General features: G+C 31.4%; 16 protein-coding genes. 9 read left to right on the forward strand and 7 right to left on the reverse strand.

Annotated features, from left to right (window positions below):
- Positions 1–12: 12 nt before the first annotated feature.
- From ACQH1V_RS02965 to ACQH1V_RS02980, 4 genes are all read right to left on the reverse strand, one after another.
- Positions 13–813 (reverse strand): DNA polymerase III subunit delta', encoded by an 801-nt coding sequence (locus ACQH1V_RS02965; protein ID WP_341748606.1) that lies wholly within the window; start codon positions 811–813, stop codon positions 13–15.
- Between the two features lie 140 nt (positions 814–953).
- Positions 954–1934 (reverse strand): aminoglycoside phosphotransferase family protein, encoded by a 981-nt coding sequence (locus tag ACQH1V_RS02970; RefSeq protein ID WP_425360730.1) that lies wholly within the window; start codon positions 1932–1934, stop codon positions 954–956.
- A 59-nt stretch (positions 1935–1993) separates the two neighbouring features.
- Entirely contained in the window at positions 1994–2731 is a 738-nt protein-coding gene (locus tag ACQH1V_RS02975; protein WP_425360731.1) for a hemerythrin domain-containing protein, read from the reverse strand.
- A gap of 423 nt (positions 2732–3154) precedes the next feature.
- Positions 3155–3430: an HU family DNA-binding protein gene (locus ACQH1V_RS02980; protein ID WP_341748604.1), complete on the reverse strand. Its 276-nt coding sequence runs from the start codon at positions 3428–3430 to the stop codon at positions 3155–3157.
- A 394-nt stretch (positions 3431–3824) separates the two neighbouring features.
- Here ACQH1V_RS02980 and ACQH1V_RS02985 point away from each other — a divergent pair, with 394 nt between their 5' ends.
- Positions 3825–4340, forward strand: a complete 516-nt coding sequence (locus tag ACQH1V_RS02985) for a hypothetical protein (protein WP_341748603.1) — start codon at positions 3825–3827, stop codon at positions 4338–4340.
- A gap of 443 nt (positions 4341–4783) precedes the next feature.
- Here the strand turns inward: ACQH1V_RS02985 and ACQH1V_RS02990 are convergent, their stop codons facing one another.
- Positions 4784–5062, reverse strand: coding sequence for an RC1041 family protein (locus ACQH1V_RS02990; protein WP_239832694.1), 279 nt, complete (start codon positions 5060–5062; stop codon positions 4784–4786).
- A gap of 363 nt (positions 5063–5425) precedes the next feature.
- On the opposite strand from ACQH1V_RS02990, the gene ACQH1V_RS02995 reads away from it, so the two are divergent.
- From ACQH1V_RS02995 to ACQH1V_RS03015, 5 genes are all read left to right on the forward strand, one after another.
- Entirely contained in the window at positions 5426–6355 is a 930-nt protein-coding gene (locus ACQH1V_RS02995; RefSeq protein WP_425360732.1) for a hypothetical protein, read from the forward strand.
- Positions 6340–7386 carry a hypothetical protein gene (locus ACQH1V_RS03000; RefSeq protein ID WP_425360733.1) on the forward strand — a complete coding sequence of 349 codons (1047 nt, stop codon included), beginning with the start codon at positions 6340–6342 and terminating at the stop codon, positions 7384–7386. The genes ACQH1V_RS02995 and ACQH1V_RS03000 overlap by 16 nt, the downstream gene beginning before the upstream one ends.
- Before the next feature lie 13 nt (positions 7387–7399).
- On the forward strand, positions 7400–7942 hold the full coding sequence (locus tag ACQH1V_RS03005) for a helix-turn-helix domain-containing protein (protein WP_425360100.1): 543 nt from the start codon (positions 7400–7402) through the stop codon (positions 7940–7942).
- The gene (locus ACQH1V_RS03010) at positions 7894–8451 is read left to right on the forward strand and encodes an IS630 family transposase (RefSeq protein WP_425360101.1); all 558 of its coding nucleotides are present in this window, start codon (positions 7894–7896) and stop codon (positions 8449–8451) included. The genes ACQH1V_RS03005 and ACQH1V_RS03010 overlap by 49 nt, the downstream gene beginning before the upstream one ends.
- A gap of 65 nt (positions 8452–8516) precedes the next feature.
- Entirely contained in the window at positions 8517–9263 is a 747-nt protein-coding gene (locus tag ACQH1V_RS03015) for a glycosyltransferase family 2 protein (RefSeq protein ID WP_425360734.1), read from the forward strand.
- 1351 nt (positions 9264–10614) lie between these two features.
- Here the strand turns inward: ACQH1V_RS03015 and ACQH1V_RS03020 are convergent.
- The gene (locus ACQH1V_RS03020; RefSeq protein ID WP_425360735.1) at positions 10615–11541 is read right to left on the reverse strand and encodes a hypothetical protein; all 927 of its coding nucleotides are present in this window, start codon (positions 11539–11541) and stop codon (positions 10615–10617) included.
- Positions 11542–11773: 232 nt separating this feature from the next.
- On the opposite strand from ACQH1V_RS03020, the gene ACQH1V_RS03025 reads away from it, so the two are divergent.
- The 3 genes from ACQH1V_RS03025 to ACQH1V_RS03035 all read left to right on the forward strand — a co-directional run bounded on the left by ACQH1V_RS03025 (position 11774) and on the right by ACQH1V_RS03035 (position 15331).
- Complete coding sequence (locus tag ACQH1V_RS03025) at positions 11774–13135, forward strand: TolC family protein (protein WP_425360736.1); 1362 nt, start codon at positions 11774–11776, stop codon at positions 13133–13135.
- A gap of 2 nt (positions 13136–13137) precedes the next feature.
- Complete coding sequence (locus tag ACQH1V_RS03030; RefSeq protein ID WP_425360737.1) at positions 13138–13602, forward strand: DUF2497 domain-containing protein; 465 nt, start codon at positions 13138–13140, stop codon at positions 13600–13602.
- Between the two features lie 259 nt (positions 13603–13861).
- A complete protein-coding gene (locus tag ACQH1V_RS03035) occupies positions 13862–15331 on the forward strand; it encodes an ankyrin repeat domain-containing protein (protein ID WP_425360738.1) in 1470 nt (489 codons plus the stop codon).
- A gap of 65 nt (positions 15332–15396) precedes the next feature.
- Here ACQH1V_RS03035 and sucD read toward each other — a convergent pair whose 3' ends face one another.
- Positions 15397–16275 (reverse strand): succinate--CoA ligase subunit alpha, encoded by an 879-nt coding sequence (sucD, locus tag ACQH1V_RS03040; protein WP_425360739.1) that lies wholly within the window; start codon positions 16273–16275, stop codon positions 15397–15399.
- Between the last annotated feature and the right edge of the window lie 155 nt (positions 16276–16430).

Below are 16430 nucleotides of genomic sequence, written 5' to 3' on the forward strand. Positions count from 1 at the left end.
GATATATTTAATTTAAGTTAGTTCTTCTATTAATGCTATGGTACTAGCTCTTAAATCTAGGTCATAATCTATAGTATTATTTATTATTCGCTTAACATTAGCAAATTTTGTTACCAACCAATCAGGTGAATTGGAAGGTAATTGATTAAATATTTTATTCTCTAATTCATTAAATTCAATATTGATATTGAGCGATTTCTTAGTAATCCTATTAACTAGATATAGCATGCTATAAGCAAAATCTCCCCATAATTCTTTGTTTTTACTGGTAAATTCTTCGATAATATTTAACCTCACTTCAGGGTTTGAACAATTAGCAATATATGTAATGAATTTAACATATATTTCACTCCCCACTAAGCGATTTTGTGATTTTATATTAATTTTAGCACATCTAGATCTTATAGTGCTTATTATGCCAGCAGCTCTTGAGGTAATTAAGAAAATAAAACTATCCTTTGGGGTATCTTCTAAAAGTTTAAGGCAGGAATTTGCCGCATTAAGATTCATTAGATCGGCTTGATAGATAACAGCTACTCTATATTTAGATATTGACGATGTTTTATAAAAAAATTGCTGTAAATCCCTAATTTGGTCAACAGATATGTCTTTGACATTAGCGGAACCAGAATTATCCCTTGCTACTAACCGATAATCTGGATGATTTTTTAATTGAATTTTATCTGCAAACAAACTGCTTTCTATAAATATTAGTAAATTTTCTAAAGCTTTTGCCGTATCATCAACGTCAATCAACCAACTATTATAAAGCCGACCTTGTTTAAATCTATCCTCAAGATATTCTTTGATCATTCTATTTATTCCACTTGTCAATTGCTTATCTTTTAGCTACCCAAAGTAGGGATTATAGTTAGTTCAGGAGAAATTGACTATAGTCAATTCAGGAAAATTTGGGGCTAGGAGTGACGAGCGACGACGTCCCCAACTTCTCATCAATTGACTATATCAGCGATTAACCCTGTTATGTTATTATACATGTTAGGTCTTTCATCTTCAGAATCTAACAAATCGCATAAATTTACTAAATCAACTAATTTTGCTTTTTTTTCCCAATCTGAATCTAGTGACTTTGATACTTTTGAGTATCCAGAAGCAAAACTCTCTTTTAGCTGTTTATCGAATAAATGTTTAAACCTAAATAAAGTTGCAATATCACCATATACTGAACCAGAATAAGCAAATTCCCAATCTAATATCCCTGATAAAATTAATGTTCCATCGACATTCTTAACTAAAATATTAGAAGGTTTAAAATCACCATGCACCAATTGATTATTACCTTCCTTTGGAAAAAATTTCTCATATGAAATAATTTTATTTTTTAAACTATCAGAAAGTTGTTTACCTAACTTATCTTTCACTCTGGGCTTAGTTATTTTATCTAAAATATAATTTATAAATACATTATATTCATTATGTTTGGTAGTAATTTTGTTGATTGATAAATTTGCAGTGAGTAAACCACTTTCTTGAAACTTATAGGAGTTCAAATTCCCTAAAAATTCACCAAGTTTACTATATATTACTAGTATTGAGTCTAAAAGCGAAGGATCAGTTAAAAAATCTGATAATAAATTACCTTCACGATATTCTATAAAACTGCAAAAATAGTTTGTTGTTTCATTTATAGGATTAAAACTAAGAAATTTTGGAACTAAAGGTTCATTATGGAGTAAATGTGAAAGTTTAAATTCTTTTTTACCTAACTCTATATCTCGAACATTAATGCGTAATATAAATTTATCTCCATTCTCGAATTCAATAATATAATTTGTATTCGCAAGCCCATGTTTTGCTTTAGTAACAATAAACTTATCTTCCCTAATTAAAAACTTTTTACATAAATTTTTAATTTCTTCAAATTCAAGATCGAAAAACTTACTTCGGCGTTCCCATTCTAACAATTTTTCCATATATTCTTCTTTAATATATAAGAACCTAGAGGATACTGCTGACAATAACTAAAGTAATTCTATATTTGGTTCTTTTGGGCTGCGAATAAACTTAAGGGTAAATCAAACTCAATGGCAAAAGCAGATTTTTCATCAGTAGTGAAACAGCCTTCTGAGACTAATGAACGCTTCCAAATTTCAAGAAACAGTTCAGGTGAACAAGCTTCTTTAATATCTTGTAAATAAGTGCGTTTTTCAAAAAAATTTAAAACCGGGAAGAAGCTCGAGCTATCTAATAAAACCTCTTCAGGCAGACCTTTATAACTATCTATGGTAACCTGCTGCAACTCTTTATCCGAATAAAGCTTCCATAATTCAGGCATTAATATGTTTTCTTCTTGATAAAAATGCAGAAGATTGTCAGACAGAAACTCATCATATGAGGAGCAGATATGGCGACCCTGCACAACTCGCTCTTCATCATCCACGGTTTTTATCGCAGTTTCAAAAAGCCCCTGAAAGACCACCAACTCATTTTGTTGGCTGAAATGTGCTTGCTCAACTTGCTTATGCACGATTGATTGTTTTTTTTCAAATAGTGGGGTAAAATATTTTTCTTCTTTTTGTGCATGCATTTTTAGATCAAATACAATGTTATCAAAAGAATCTTTAATACTAATTATAGCTAATATTTTTCGAAAATCTGTTGTGCCTAGCTTCCCTCCAAACTGGTATAGCTCCTTACGAATGAATTTATGTACACTTCTATACAAATTATATCTTACTATCATTTTATTATACTCATCATTTTTTTGCAATAAGATATACTATTTCCTGCAAAAATCATAATTATTGCAAGCAACCCCTATCGTTTAACCACAGTAAATTAACGTCTATTAGCAAGGAATTGCTTTAATGGCAATTGTAAGTTGTCATCCATAAATTGTCATTCCCACGTAAGTGCATAGGCGTCAGTTTAAGAAAATAAAGTAGAAAAGCTGTCTATTACTCGATAATCAAAATTTGTCATTTCCGCGTAGGCGGGAATCTAGACCCCTGCTTACGCAGGGGTGACATAAAAAGTAAATTGTCATTCCCGCGTAAGCGGGAATCTATATCCCTGCTTTCGCAGGGATGACAACCCTTAAAGGGATGGCACAAAACAGGATTGTTTCGTTAGCTTACGTACTCCTCGCTAATAGACAGAACTATATAATCGAACTAGCTCTAAGAAAAACAACTTAAGAATTATTACAAGCTTCTTTCATTTTCTTACCAGCTCTAAATACTGGTTGCTTATAAGCAGCAATATGCATTTTTTCGCCAGTTTTTGGATTACGACCTTCACGTGCGGCTCTACTTTGTATGTGAAAAGAACCAAATCCCACTAGATTAACGTCCTCACCACGACTAAGTGCTTTAAGTACACTATCTACAACCCAAGTAAGGGCTTTTTCTGCATCAGTTTTTGAATGACCCGCTTCAGCCATTAATGCTACTAATTCTCCTTTATTCATATGATCAGCTCTCCAAATAGATTGTTAACATTATCAGACATTAATGTATTTATTATACCAGATGCCAGCAAGATTTATTAATCTCGTTGCATAGATTATATCAAACACTAAATTGACTGCAACTGAGACTTATTCAGAATTTTTGAATATAATTATTTTTATAGTCTAATTACAAAAAATTGTATCTATTTTACATCAAATTAGCTTCTTATCCCGTAATTAGCAAGTAGTTTAATAAGTCTCTATTGGCAATTAAACTCCAAAATTTGGTAAAAAACAACTTTTAAAGTTAGTTTTTAGCATATTTTATGCTGATTAAATGAAATAATTAGTTGAAAATCTAATTGGTTTGTATTATCATGGTTATAAATTAATAGACACTAAGGTAACTTTTATGATCACTAGGATATTATACATATTATTTATTTTAATTTTCAACTTAAATGTTAATGCTAATCCGTCTCCTTTAGGTCTTGAATTAAATAAAGCAACTATCTCAGACGTAGAAAAATTATATCATATCACCAAAAAAGAAAATAACCATTGGGAGGGATATAATTATTATCTCAATGTTGGAGATGTTAAATTAGAGGGACTTACTAAGCTACTAATAATATGTAATGACGATAATATTATTCAAGCAGTAATCTTAACAATAGATAAAAGTAAATTCACAGAGTTTTACCAGTTGCTTTCAGAAAAATACAAACTTACCTATAACCAAAACCCTAGGTTAGGCGATAAAGAAATTAGATTTGCAGATAGTGATTGTACTATAATATTAGAGGCTCCTCATCTTAGCTTTAGTATGGTTCTTATATACATAACAGATGAATTCTTAACAAAATTTAAAGGTAAGCAAAAAGAAGAAGAAAATTTGAAAAAGACAAAAGACAAAGAATTGCTGTAGTTCAATTGGTGAGAAGTTGGTGACATCGTTACTCGCCTATTACTTATAGGCGTCGCTCCATCGCTCCTGCTACCCAATTCCCACAACTGTTGAAAGTTAGAAGAGGAAGCGGTTTTAGACCGGATAGTTTAAAAATCGTATGTGGTCAACGTCTATTAGCGAGAAAGACCTTAGGTCGACGAAGCAATCCATAAAAGTAACCAAAGATGGATTGCCACGACCTACTTGCGTGGTCTCACAATGACAGAAAACCTATCTAAAACCCGCTTTACCTTCTAACTTTCAACAGTTGTGTCCAATTCCCCTGAATTGACTATAAAATAAAAAATTTTTAATTGCTAATTTTTATCACAGAGTTGTATAAATAGCACATAAATTGATAAATCGAAGAAAAAAGGGGAATGTAATTAAATATAATTACTATTCCCGATTTTAAATATAATTTAATTATTTTCTTTCTTTGTATCTTGACTACTATCGATGGTAGTTGATTGTTGTTGTTTCGCCAACTTGCTCTTTTCTTCTATGGAATTAAGGAAAAAATAAGTAAATGTTAGGAATCCAATTAACATCGGAATAAAAACAAATATAATAGCATTGCGTTTTCTAATAGATTCTTCACGATCTAAACGAGCCTCTTGCTCCTCATATGTTTCCCCTAATTCATTACGCCATATATCTTCTTGATCTGAATTATCTTGTTCTGAACTGTTTTCTAGCATTTTATACCTTTTATTAAATATTATTTATATAACTTAGAGATTAAACTATAAAAAAATTATATACAAGCTTCAATTAAATTAACGTTAAATCCTTGATTATATTAATTTAAATTAAATCTGTTGTAAAGATTATTGAATTTCCAATTAGTTGTAAAATTTTGATAAATCGATAATTTTGTTGATTTATCATATCACAATGGTAGAAAAAGTATATTACTAAAATGCTATAAAATTAATTTTTCTTAGATATATACTTAATTAGTTAAAAATCTACTAATATATCTGTTTATTAACTTAAATTTAATTTTACTAAATTTATAATAAGTTGTATTTTAGTAATTTAAACTATTAGTTGCTGTTTAAGTGAAAATAACAATCATTTTTATATTATTATTTATAATTTCTATAGCAAATAAGGTTTATGGATCAGCTTGGTTAATCGACTCAGGTAGGTATAGATATCTAGCTACTACTGCTACTATCGATAAAAATTCTGAAAATATTAAGCAAATAAGAGCCGATCTCTTTTTACAAATTCAGCGTAAACTAGCCCATTTAAGAGAACGTATCAAGTTGGTTAACAATTCATCAGCTCTGTATAATAAGTTATTTTGCCAAATTCAATCTTTAGAACGTAGCTCAAGAGAAATATCTTCATACCAAGATCAATTAATGAGAATTTTTACTATCGAATATGGCATTAATAATAACCAAAATTTAGCTATTCAATTGCTTTATAAAGAAAATAAATTTCAGGGAAGTAATGATATGAACTACCTATCTAATAATAAAGAAATTGGTATATTTTATAAAATTAAGCTTTTTCAAAATATTCATCGGGTAGTCTCAGTTCAGCCAAGAATATACATAACTCAAGATGGGTGTGAGCAGCAATTTTCTTATGAATTATTATTGTTATCAGCAATATCCAAAAAAATGCGGACAATTTTAGGTGAAACTTCAGTATTTGCTCAAGGTATTTTGAGTTTTGGGCAGAACCTAAATAATCCATATGGCAAAAGAAACCATTATAGTTTTTCCATGTCTAAGGGAGTTGAATTTCAAAATGGCATTATGTTAGTGAGCTTTACCAAATATTATAATAGAAGAAATTATGGTAATATTTATAATAAAACTTTATATAAGCAATTTTCAATTGCAAAAAAGATTAAGTTTGGTAATCTAAAGAAAAATAGTATAACAACACAAATAGGGTATTTTTCGGATAAAAGCCTTATTAAACAGCGTTATAAAATATCGGGAGTAATATTTTCAATATGGATGGATATATAAGGAGCCTGAATATAGAATTTTTAGATATTCTAGCAAAAGAACAGCTAGTTACTGATTTACAAATATCTCATATTAAGCTCAAATTAGCTGAGAATGATTTTTTTAACACGATAATCGAAGAAGGGATTATTAATAATGAGATGATTATAGAAATTTTATATAAGTATAAACTATTACCACTATTAAGTGTCCAGGAATCTCAGGTTAAGATTTATGATTACTCAAAAATTGATCAATATGTCAGAAATGGTTATTTCATTTATGAAAATGATGAAAGTAATGAGGTGCTTGCTATAAATGACCTAGCCTATTTAGGAAAGTTATCAGCCATACATTATAACGTGCAAATTAAGTTGGTTAGAAAGAATGATTTTTATCAATTACTTGAACGAAATTTCAGTCATTTAAATATCATAAAATCCAAATATTTTCTTGAATTTCTCTCATTATACATGATAGCAAAAAACATCAATTACACTAAGTCAATTATCATATTTTTTTTGATATATTTTGCCATATTACTTAATTTTAAACATCTTTTTCATATAATTAATATTATCTGCTATTTTTCACAAAATATTTTAAAAATTATACTATTTAACCAAGCAGCAATTACGCCAGATACCATATTTAAAATTAGTGATCTATATTCCAATGATTCCCTACCTATTTATACTATCTTACTCCCATTATATCAAGAATCAGGCAAACTAAAGTCAATAATTAGTTGTATCACTAATATTAATTATCCTAAACATAAATTAGATGTCAAAATCATTGTTGAAGCAGATGATTATTTAATGATCAAGGAAAGCATTCTATATGAATTACCCTCTTATATACATTTGATTAAAGTACCATTTACTCTACCTAGAACTAAACCGAAAGCTCTTAACTATGCCATGCAATATTGTAAAGGAAAATATGTAGTAATATATGATGCGGAAGATAGACCTGATACTGATCAACTCCTTATACCAAATCACTATCTATTTAATAATATAGATGCTATAGTGTGTTATTTAAGATAGTATAGTGTTAAAGATGTCTAGAGGGTATAAGGTATTAGAAGTTAATGTAGAAGAAGTGAAACAATTAATGAATGAAGCAAAGACTAAAGAAGAATTTAGACGTTATCAATCAATCTATCTAAGAGTGAGTGAAAAAATGCCGACATCATTGATTGCTAAAGTTACAGGATTATCAGAAAGTCATGTTCACAGAACCCATAGTCAATGTCGGAAAAAAGGCTTAAAGGCACTATGTAGCAGGAAGAAAGGTGGGAGATACAGAAGTTATCTAACTCAAGAGCAAGAACGTGAGATGCTTAAAAAGATAGAACAGAATGCCGTTAATGGTGGGATAGTAGAAATTAGCAAGGTGCATAAGATTTTTGAGGAAACGGTTGGTAGTAAAATAGCACGTTACACAGCTTATAGGCTGCTTCATAGGCATGGGTGGCGTAAAATTGCACCAAGACCATACCATCCTAAACAAAAGAAGGATGCGGTAGAAACTTTTAAAAAAAGTGGCCTGATATGGTTAAAGAAGCAAGAGTATCAGCAGCAACTGAAGGCAAGGAATTAAAGATATTCTTCCAAGATGAGGCACGTTTTGGTCGTATAGATTCATTAAGGCGTTGCTGGGTTCCGGCTGGAATCAGGCCTTTACTTAAGAAACAAATTATTCGTGAATATACTTATACTTATGGGGCAATTTGTCCATTTGACGGTGCTAGTTGTTTCCTTATTTTGCCTTTAATGAACCAAGATTGGATGATGTTAATGCTACAAGAAATGGCAAAGCGTTATAAGGATAATTTTCTTTTAGTAGTATGCGATGGAGCTGCTGCACATAAACTCGATAAAGAATTATTACCTAATAATATTAAACTAGCTTACTTGCCACCATATAGCCCACAATTAAACCCACAAGAAAATATATGGGATGATATGAGGGAAAAATTCTTTTATAACCTAGCTTTTGATTCAATGAATGCTATAGAAAATCAACTAATCACAGCATGTAATTATTATGAAAATAATCCTGCAATTGTCAAATCTATATGTGCTTGGAATTGGATAGTATCTTGTTAATTAGATAGTGATTTGGTATTAAAGCAGTAATAGCCTTTGATAGTTTACCAAAAGAATATGTATGTTTGCAAGCTAAACTTAATTTTTATAACGAGAATGAAAATTTACTCACTAAGCTTTTTAGTATAGAATATTGTTTATGGTTTAAATATCTTCTGAAAGGCTTAAGTTTAATGAACTTACCGGTGACTCTTGGAGGAACTAGCAATCATTTTAAGGTTGATGCTTTACAAAAAATAGGCTTCTGGGATGCTTATAATGTTACTGAGGATGCTGATTTAGGGATTAGGCTATATTCATTTGGCTATAAAGTTCATATGATCGATTCTTATACTTTAGAGGAATCGCCTATAGATATTATCAATTGGATAAATCAAAGGTCTCGTTGGATAAAAGGATTTATCCAAACATTTTTGGTATTCCTTGCCCAAAAAGACAAATATAAAAGGTTTAAATTCTATCAAATAATTACTATTTTCATTTTTATTGGTTTTTCTTCTTATGGTTTTTGTTGTGTACCATTTCTAATAATAACTATTAAAATTAATAAATTGGCTGTAGTTAATTATTTGTGGATAGTTAATAGTTTTTTTGCTTTTTCGTACCTTTATGGTAGTGCTTTTTTTATTTTACTGAGCAAAAAAGGCAAAATAACTAATTTTCGAGTATTAGATGTTGCTGCCTTGTTAGTATGGCCTTTGTATTTTTTGCTACACACGATAGCAAGTTACAAGGCTATTTGGCAGATTGTTTTTATGCCCTTCAAATGGGATAAAACTCAGCATGGGATTAGCACCATAGACCTTGAATAGACTCAGATTAAATTAATTTACAACTGTAGCACTAAAATACACAGCAAAATAGTCATCAAATTTCTATATTTATTCAATAAGCACAATAGTTTTAATTTAACTTGACAATGAATTTTAAATGTATATATCGCATCATGTAAACCGGACAAAACGGAGGACGGTCTAAATTAAGTGAAGAATGGTCGATATTCTGTTTTCTAGCCTGGATATTTCATGAAGGAGGTATTTATAAAAATAAAATGGCAATATCGCTTATAAGTGGTCATGGATATGTTAATTTTCACTTAAATTATGTCTAGATATGCAATTTTTCCTGATTTAAGATAGAATCCACCCTTACCCCCATTTTTTATTGTACCGGGGACAGTACCCTATTAGCTTATTCTATAGCTAATTTTTTCATAACACTATCCCATATATGTTGGTAAGGATAAGATGAAGACAACAAGAATTTAATGCTCCTAGTACTACAGTTGTAGATTGAATGTGAGCATTCACGATTTTTTTGCTATTTTTTTGTGATGAATAAAAAAACCTGATCACCAAGCGTCATTGCGAGGAGACCGTAAGGTCAACGAAGCAATCCATTTCTAATCACTTTCCTGGATTGCTTCGTCGGTCTGGCAACCACAACTGTTGAAAGTTAGAAGGTAAAGCGGGTTTTAGATAGGTTTTCTGTCATTGCGAGACCACGCAAGTAGGTCGTGGCAATCCATCTTTGGTTACTTTTGTGGATTGCTTCGTCGACCTAAGGTCTTTCTCGCTAATAGACGTTGACCACATACGACTTTTAAACTATCCGGTCTAAAACCGCTTCCTCTTCTAACTTTCAACAGTTGTGATCTAGACCCCGCACCGAAGCAGGGGTGACATTTGTCTTCTTTTTATGGATTGCCACGCCACCTACGGTGGCTCGCAATGACGCCAATTATTTTTTTGCAACTTTTAAACTGCCATGATTACCTCTAAAACCTGCATCCTCTTCTAATTTTAACAATTGTGCCTATTACCTTTCCCGTCCTGTGCTTTGGGCTTTGTTATTGCTATTTCCAAGAGCTATTTTCATAGCATTACCAATTTGCACTAGTGTGGATAGCGGTTTTAAAGTAGTTTTTAATGATGTCATATCTTGTAAAAAATGTGCAGGAAGGATATTTTTTGTTTTATCTTTAACTAAATTTACAAAAGTTGAAACGATTTTTTCTCTGTTTGGTGTTAATTTGACTGCTTCTTGTATTTGAGATGTGATAGTAAATATATTTTTTGTTGCTTTATAACAACAATCTAATTTTTCAATGATGCTTTTATTAGGATTTAATGTAGCGAGGAGGTTTTCTTTTATAGCGGATAATTATGGTTCGATTGAATTTTTTAGAGCTTTCTCTTTATTTGGCGTATATCCAAGGATTTTACCCACGCCGTCAGATATGGCACCAATAACCCCAATTATACTACCTTTACTATAGGGAATTTCTTCAGACAAGTCAATAAGTTTTTTAAAAGAATCTTTTTCTTTTGGATCTTGTGCAACCGATTTTTTAACTTTGTTCAAAGAGTCACTATCCAACCCTAATGCCGCTACAGCTACAGGTGAAGCTCCAGTTATCTCTGATATTTCAGCAATTTGTTTTGCTTTGCAGCATTTTTCTTTAAGATCTGGATGCTGTTCTATTTTTACTAATTTTTCTTCAACTGTTCCTAGTTTTGCCTTCCAATTATCTACTGTCTTTGTTAGATTTTCCGTACTGAGAAAAGATTTTACCGAATCTAACAAGCCACTTCCTTTGAGTACCAAACCAACTATCGGCATTTGTATAGATATTAAAGCAATTAATAAATTTCCACAAAAATCGATAATCTTTTCTGACGCTCCAGGATACGAGGCATTTAGTTTATTTTGAAACTGTAAAATGCTTTCAAGAATGTTTATTATGTATTCAATAAAAGTACTTTCAAAAAACCACATTTCCTCTTTTGTTTGTTCTTGTTCGTCAAGATATTTATCTAAATCATCTAAGGAGTTGCCGACTGTTTTTTTAAAAGCTTCAGCTATTTCTCGGGTTTGTTGTTGAGCATGTTGTTGATCATTCGAATCTGAATCTACAAATATGTCATATATATAACCAGCTCTTTTCTTTATGTTTTTTAAGTTACTAGAAAACATTTTGAATGTATTCGTAGAATCAAACTTTAATTGCTGTACAGTAGAAGCAATTGAAGGGTTTGATAAGATACTAGGTAAAGCACTTTTTGCAAGGAAAGAATATAAGTTAGGCATAATAAATTTAATTTAAATTTTTTAATTGATAATCTACCATCTTGTTTAAAGATAATACAAATAAAAACTATAGTTTAACACTGTTATGTTGCTCTTAAGGTTAGTTTTTGATATGTTACATATTAGCTATAATATGTTAGCTTTTGCAATAGGTCAATTTTTAGCTCAATGATAGCTTTAACTTGTTGCAGAATCTACCAATTTTTTAACATAAACATATTTAGAATCAACTATGTATAAATTTACACGTTTTGTTACGCATTTTTCCATTATCATTTTGTTCAATTGTTCAGTTTTGGCTGTCGACTTACCTAGTGCTTTATCTAGTGCGTATGATAATAATGGTGATTTAAATACCCTTAGACAGAATTTTTTAGCTGAGGTTGAGCAATTTTCTGCAGCTTTCTCAGGTTTTATGCCTAGCATATCTTATAATATTGATTATAATGTTAGTGGTAGTAAACCGGATAGTCAATATGCTCATTCTTCTAAAAGAGAGGTAAGATCAAAACAAGGAGCTTTTATTTTAGAACAGCCTATATTTAATGGTGGTAGTAGTGTTGCAGCTTTGAAATCTGCCCAATCAGCTTTCAGGGCATCGCGTGCTAAATATTATGAGGGAGAGCAGAAGGTTCTTTTAAGCTTAATAAAAAATTATCTCGAATGTTATGAAGCAAAAGAAAAATATGAGATTTCTGAAATTAGTGTAAAAACTAACAAACATCAATTAGCAACCATTCAAGAAAAACTAAAATTAGGTGAAGCAACATCAATAGATTTCGCTAGTGCCAAGGCATCTCTTGCAGCATCTGAGACTAATAGATTAAACCTATATGCTAATTATCAAGCAACAAAAGCAAACTTCATTCGTCTGTTTGGTATAGAAGCTGATGATATTGCTATGCCTTCTATGCCGGACAATTTGCCTAATTCATTAGAGGATTTAATACAGAGAGCGGTAAATGTTAATCCTAGCATAGATAGTACAAGACATAGTGTTAGAAGTCATAAAGCTGCCGAGATAGCAGCAAAAGCTGAACTTTTGCCTAAGGTAAGTTTTAAAGTTCAATCTGGTAAAACTTACTATATTCCAGAAAAGCCAATGGATCGCCTCAATAATAGAAGCACCACATCAACCTTATCAGTTAATATACCTATTTATTCTAAGGGTACTGAATATTCAAAAATTAGGAAAGCTAAAAATAGTACTAGGAGCGCTGTTATTCAACTTGATGATACAATAAAACAAATACGGGCAAGTGCTATTGGTAGTTGGGAAGGATTTGAAGCAGCAAAATCTAGAATTATTGCCGCATCGCAAGGGGTAGAAGCTGCCCAAATAGCTTATGATGGGACAATGCAGGAAGAAGTTGTTGGCTCTAAAACAGTCTTAGAAGTTTTTACTGCTGAAGAAAAATTATATAATGCTAAGATAGCAAAAGTTGATGCACATAAAGACTCTATCTTAACGGCTTACCAAATTAAATCTTTATTGGGAGAATTGACGGCAAAAAGCTTGAATTTGAAAGTTAAATATTTTACTCCTGAAGATGAGTTTAAGGGACTTAAGAAAAAGCTTATTATAGGTTTTTAATTATGAGTAAAGATCATAAGAAAAATCAAGATATGTCAATTGAGGAAATATTGAAATCAATTAAAGGGATGATTGATAATCGTAGTGGCAGCCAATCTAATGATGACGATATATTAGAATTGACTAATATAGTAGGTGAGGGGGAAGTCTTGCATGAGAAAATCTGGGTTAAGGAAGACGGACTAGAGGATAATCCCCAGAGCCAATTAACAGAAGAATTATTGCAGGAATCGTTGATATCCGATAAATCGGCAGCAGAAACTACTAAGATTTTTCAACATTTCTCGAAAGCAGCTCAAGAGATTAACGCAAATGCAAACTCTAAGGTTAAAACGTTAGAGGAGCTAGTTGTTGAGATGATAAGACCGCAACTGAGACAATGGTTAGATAAAAATTTGCCTTTATTAGTAAAGCAGGTAGTAGAAAAAGAGATTCAAAAGTTATTGCCAAATGATCAAGCTAAATGAGAGATAGCAAAAATAACTTAGTGCAGGAAGTAAATTATGTTACAATAGACCTCTTGCATAACCTAATCTAATTGGTAATTTTGTTGTCAAAACTCGTCTCCGTTCCTCACGTACATCTTAGTACGCTGCGGTACTCGACTTCGTTTTTCCTAAAAATTCCTCAATTATCTTTAGGTTATGCAAGAGGTCTAATTACAGTGATGTCGTAAGGTTAGTTGAGTTAGCTATACTAATAATATAAAATAATGTGAGAATTCTAATGTACTTTAATAGAACTCTTGAAAATGAGAGTAGGAGTTTTGTCATTCTAAAATTATTAGCTAGATTAAGTTGTAAAAAATTTCTGGTAATATTTCTAATAACTATTTTTTTGTTTACAGATAAGGTTTATTCTGCCCCACCACCTCTTCCTCCAGCATTACCACAATTAGAAAATGATAAAGTCAATAAACATCAAGAAGATTCAGGAGAGACAGATTCTTTGCTGAAAGAAATACAGCAGTTTAAGCACTCCGAGAAAGATGCTCAAATACCAGAATCAGTAAAACCAATACCCACACCACAAGATAGCAGTAAGGAAGAGGGCGAAACAGATTCTTTCATTGATTTAGGAGATAATAAATTACCAATTCTAGAAAATACTCTAGATGATAAAAAAATAAATAACCTAAAAGAATCAGAACAATTAGATAAAATTCCATCTCAGAAAATTGAGCCAGAAGAGTCCAATAAAAACAATAATAATATTAATAACCATTCTACCCTACCACCAGCTGAAAATCATAATACAGAGAGTCAAGATACTGTGCCGCCTATAACTATGCCTGATAAAGAGAAAAATTCAGTAGAGTTGCAGCAAGTAGGTAGTGAAGATAAAAAGGAAGTGGTTACGCCTAATTTAGATATATTACCTTCTTCACAAGAAAAAAAGCCGACTGAGGCTCAAGCAACTCCCCATATCATACCAGCAATATTACCTAAGGAAAGTACTGAACCTAAAGTGACTGAACCTACCATTGTACCTGTTATTCCTAAAGGCTCTCCAGTTTCTGTAATACCGCAAGCTCAAACACCTGTACCAGTATTCGTAAAAGATAATAAGCCATCAGAGCAATCTAGTAAGGTTGTTAAAGAGAGAACAGTAAATAACAAACAGCCTGATAAATCTACTCCAATTGCTAAAAGTTTAACTAGTAGTATTAAAGAAATATCACCGGAAATGGCTCTGTTCATAGAAGATGAAAAACAAATGTTATTTTTGCCAGATGATGATATAGTATTGGGAGAACTTACAGAAGAGGCAAGATTAAATCAAATGGCGATGTATGCATTTATTCAAATGTTTAAGAGAATTTATGATAGTGAGCATAGAGAGAATCAAAGAAAGATAATAAATAGGTTTATTGATAATTATAATAGTGATGTGCATGTTGCTAGTAGTATAGTAAATGATGCAACAGATAGAGCTTTTGAAGCAGTTAGAAAAAATAATTTATTTGCTCTTAGGGTTCTTTTGGATAATTACTCAATCATTCAAAAAAGGGGGAATGATAATTACACTCTTTTACATGAAGCTGCAGAAATTGGCAATTATTATATGGCAAAATTTTTGATTATGCGTGGGATAAACATTAAGGCTACTGATTATCATTATAGAACAGCATTAGGAATTTCTGATGAACAAAATAATAATGTTAGCTGTTTGATAAGGAAGGCAACAGCAAATTAGTTTCGAAAGAAGGAATCATAAAAACTATTACTTTCCCTATCATGTCTTTTTGTGTTTTTTTAAATTTAGATTTTTCCTAATAGTTCGAACATAGTTTTACCGATATCAGCTGGCGATCTAGTGATAGTGACCCCTGCACTCTGTAGTACCTCCAATTTATGTTCAGCTGACCCTTGTCCATTAGAAATAATCGCACCAGCATGCCCCATCCTTTTTCCTTCAGGAGCAGTAATACCAGCAATAAAACTAACTATTGGTTTTTTAATCTTTGAACTTTTTATTAATTCAGCAGCTTTTTCTTCAGCATCTCCACCTATTTCACCAATCATAATAATCGATTCTGTTTCATCATCTTTTAAAAACATTTCAATACAATCAACAAAATCAGTACCATTAACTGGATCCCCACCAATACCAATACAGGTGGATTGACCAAGACCAATAGCTGTAGTCTGTGCTACTGCTTCGTAAGTTAAAGTACCTGACCGAGATATAATTCCAACTCTTCCTCTCTTGTGAATATAACCAGGCATTATACCAATTTTACACTCATCAGGAGTAATAATACCTGGACAATTAGGCCCAATTAATCTAGTTTTTGATCCTACTAATGCCCTTTTGACCTTTATCATATCAAGTACTGGTATACCCTCTGTAATACACACTACTAATTTAATACCTGCATCTATAGCTTCCAAAATTGAATCAGCCGCAAATAGTGGTGGAACATAAACAACGCTGGCAGTAGCCTCAGTTTTTTCAACTGCTTCATGTACTGTATTATATACAGGTAGATCTAAATGAGTATTATCACCTTTTCCAGGTGTCACTCCTCCTACCATCTTAGTGCCATAATTGATGGCTTGTTCAGAATGAAAAGTCCCTTGGGAACCAGTAAAACCCTGGCAAATTACTTTTGTGTTTTTATCAACTAATATTGACATATATACCTTTTCCGTATTTTTTAAGATAATGATTAAAATAGACCTCTTTTGAGACTAAAAAGCTGTAATAAAGTACCCTTTTAATTTTATAAAACATCTTGGGTTATAACAGAACCCAATCTTAATTAGTTCCTAGAAATTAAAAAATTATTTTG

The sequence above is a fragment of the Candidatus Tisiphia endosymbiont of Ceraclea dissimilis genome, assembly GCF_964030735.1.
Lineage (GTDB): Bacteria > Pseudomonadota > Alphaproteobacteria > Rickettsiales > Rickettsiaceae > Tisiphia.

Coding starts and splice junctions, on each gene's coding strand:
- ACQH1V_RS02965 (WP_341748606.1), bottom strand. CDS start 813: ATGATCAAAGAATATCTTGAGGATAGATTTAAACAAGGTCGGCTTTAT.
- ACQH1V_RS02970 (WP_425360730.1), bottom strand. CDS start 1,934: ATGGAAAAATTGTTAGAATGGGAACGCCGAAGTAAGTTTTTCGATCTT.
- ACQH1V_RS02980 (WP_341748604.1), bottom strand. CDS start 3,430: ATGAATAAAGGAGAATTAGTAGCATTAATGGCTGAAGCGGGTCATTCA.
- ACQH1V_RS02985 (WP_341748603.1), top strand. CDS start 3,825: ATGATCACTAGGATATTATACATATTATTTATTTTAATTTTCAACTTA.
- ACQH1V_RS02990 (WP_239832694.1), bottom strand. CDS start 5,062: ATGCTAGAAAACAGTTCAGAACAAGATAATTCAGATCAAGAAGATATA.
- ACQH1V_RS03000 (WP_425360733.1), top strand. CDS start 6,340: ATGGATGGATATATAAGGAGCCTGAATATAGAATTTTTAGATATTCTA.
- ACQH1V_RS03005 (WP_425360100.1), top strand. CDS start 7,400: ATGTCTAGAGGGTATAAGGTATTAGAAGTTAATGTAGAAGAAGTGAAA.
- ACQH1V_RS03010 (WP_425360101.1), top strand. CDS start 7,894: ATGGTTAAAGAAGCAAGAGTATCAGCAGCAACTGAAGGCAAGGAATTA.
- ACQH1V_RS03020 (WP_425360735.1), bottom strand. CDS start 11,541: ATGCCTAACTTATATTCTTTCCTTGCAAAAAGTGCTTTACCTAGTATC.
- ACQH1V_RS03025 (WP_425360736.1), top strand. CDS start 11,774: ATGTATAAATTTACACGTTTTGTTACGCATTTTTCCATTATCATTTTG.
- ACQH1V_RS03030 (WP_425360737.1), top strand. CDS start 13,138: ATGAGTAAAGATCATAAGAAAAATCAAGATATGTCAATTGAGGAAATA.
- ACQH1V_RS03035 (WP_425360738.1), top strand. CDS start 13,862: ATGTACTTTAATAGAACTCTTGAAAATGAGAGTAGGAGTTTTGTCATT.
- sucD (WP_425360739.1), bottom strand. CDS start 16,275: ATGTCAATATTAGTTGATAAAAACACAAAAGTAATTTGCCAGGGTTTT.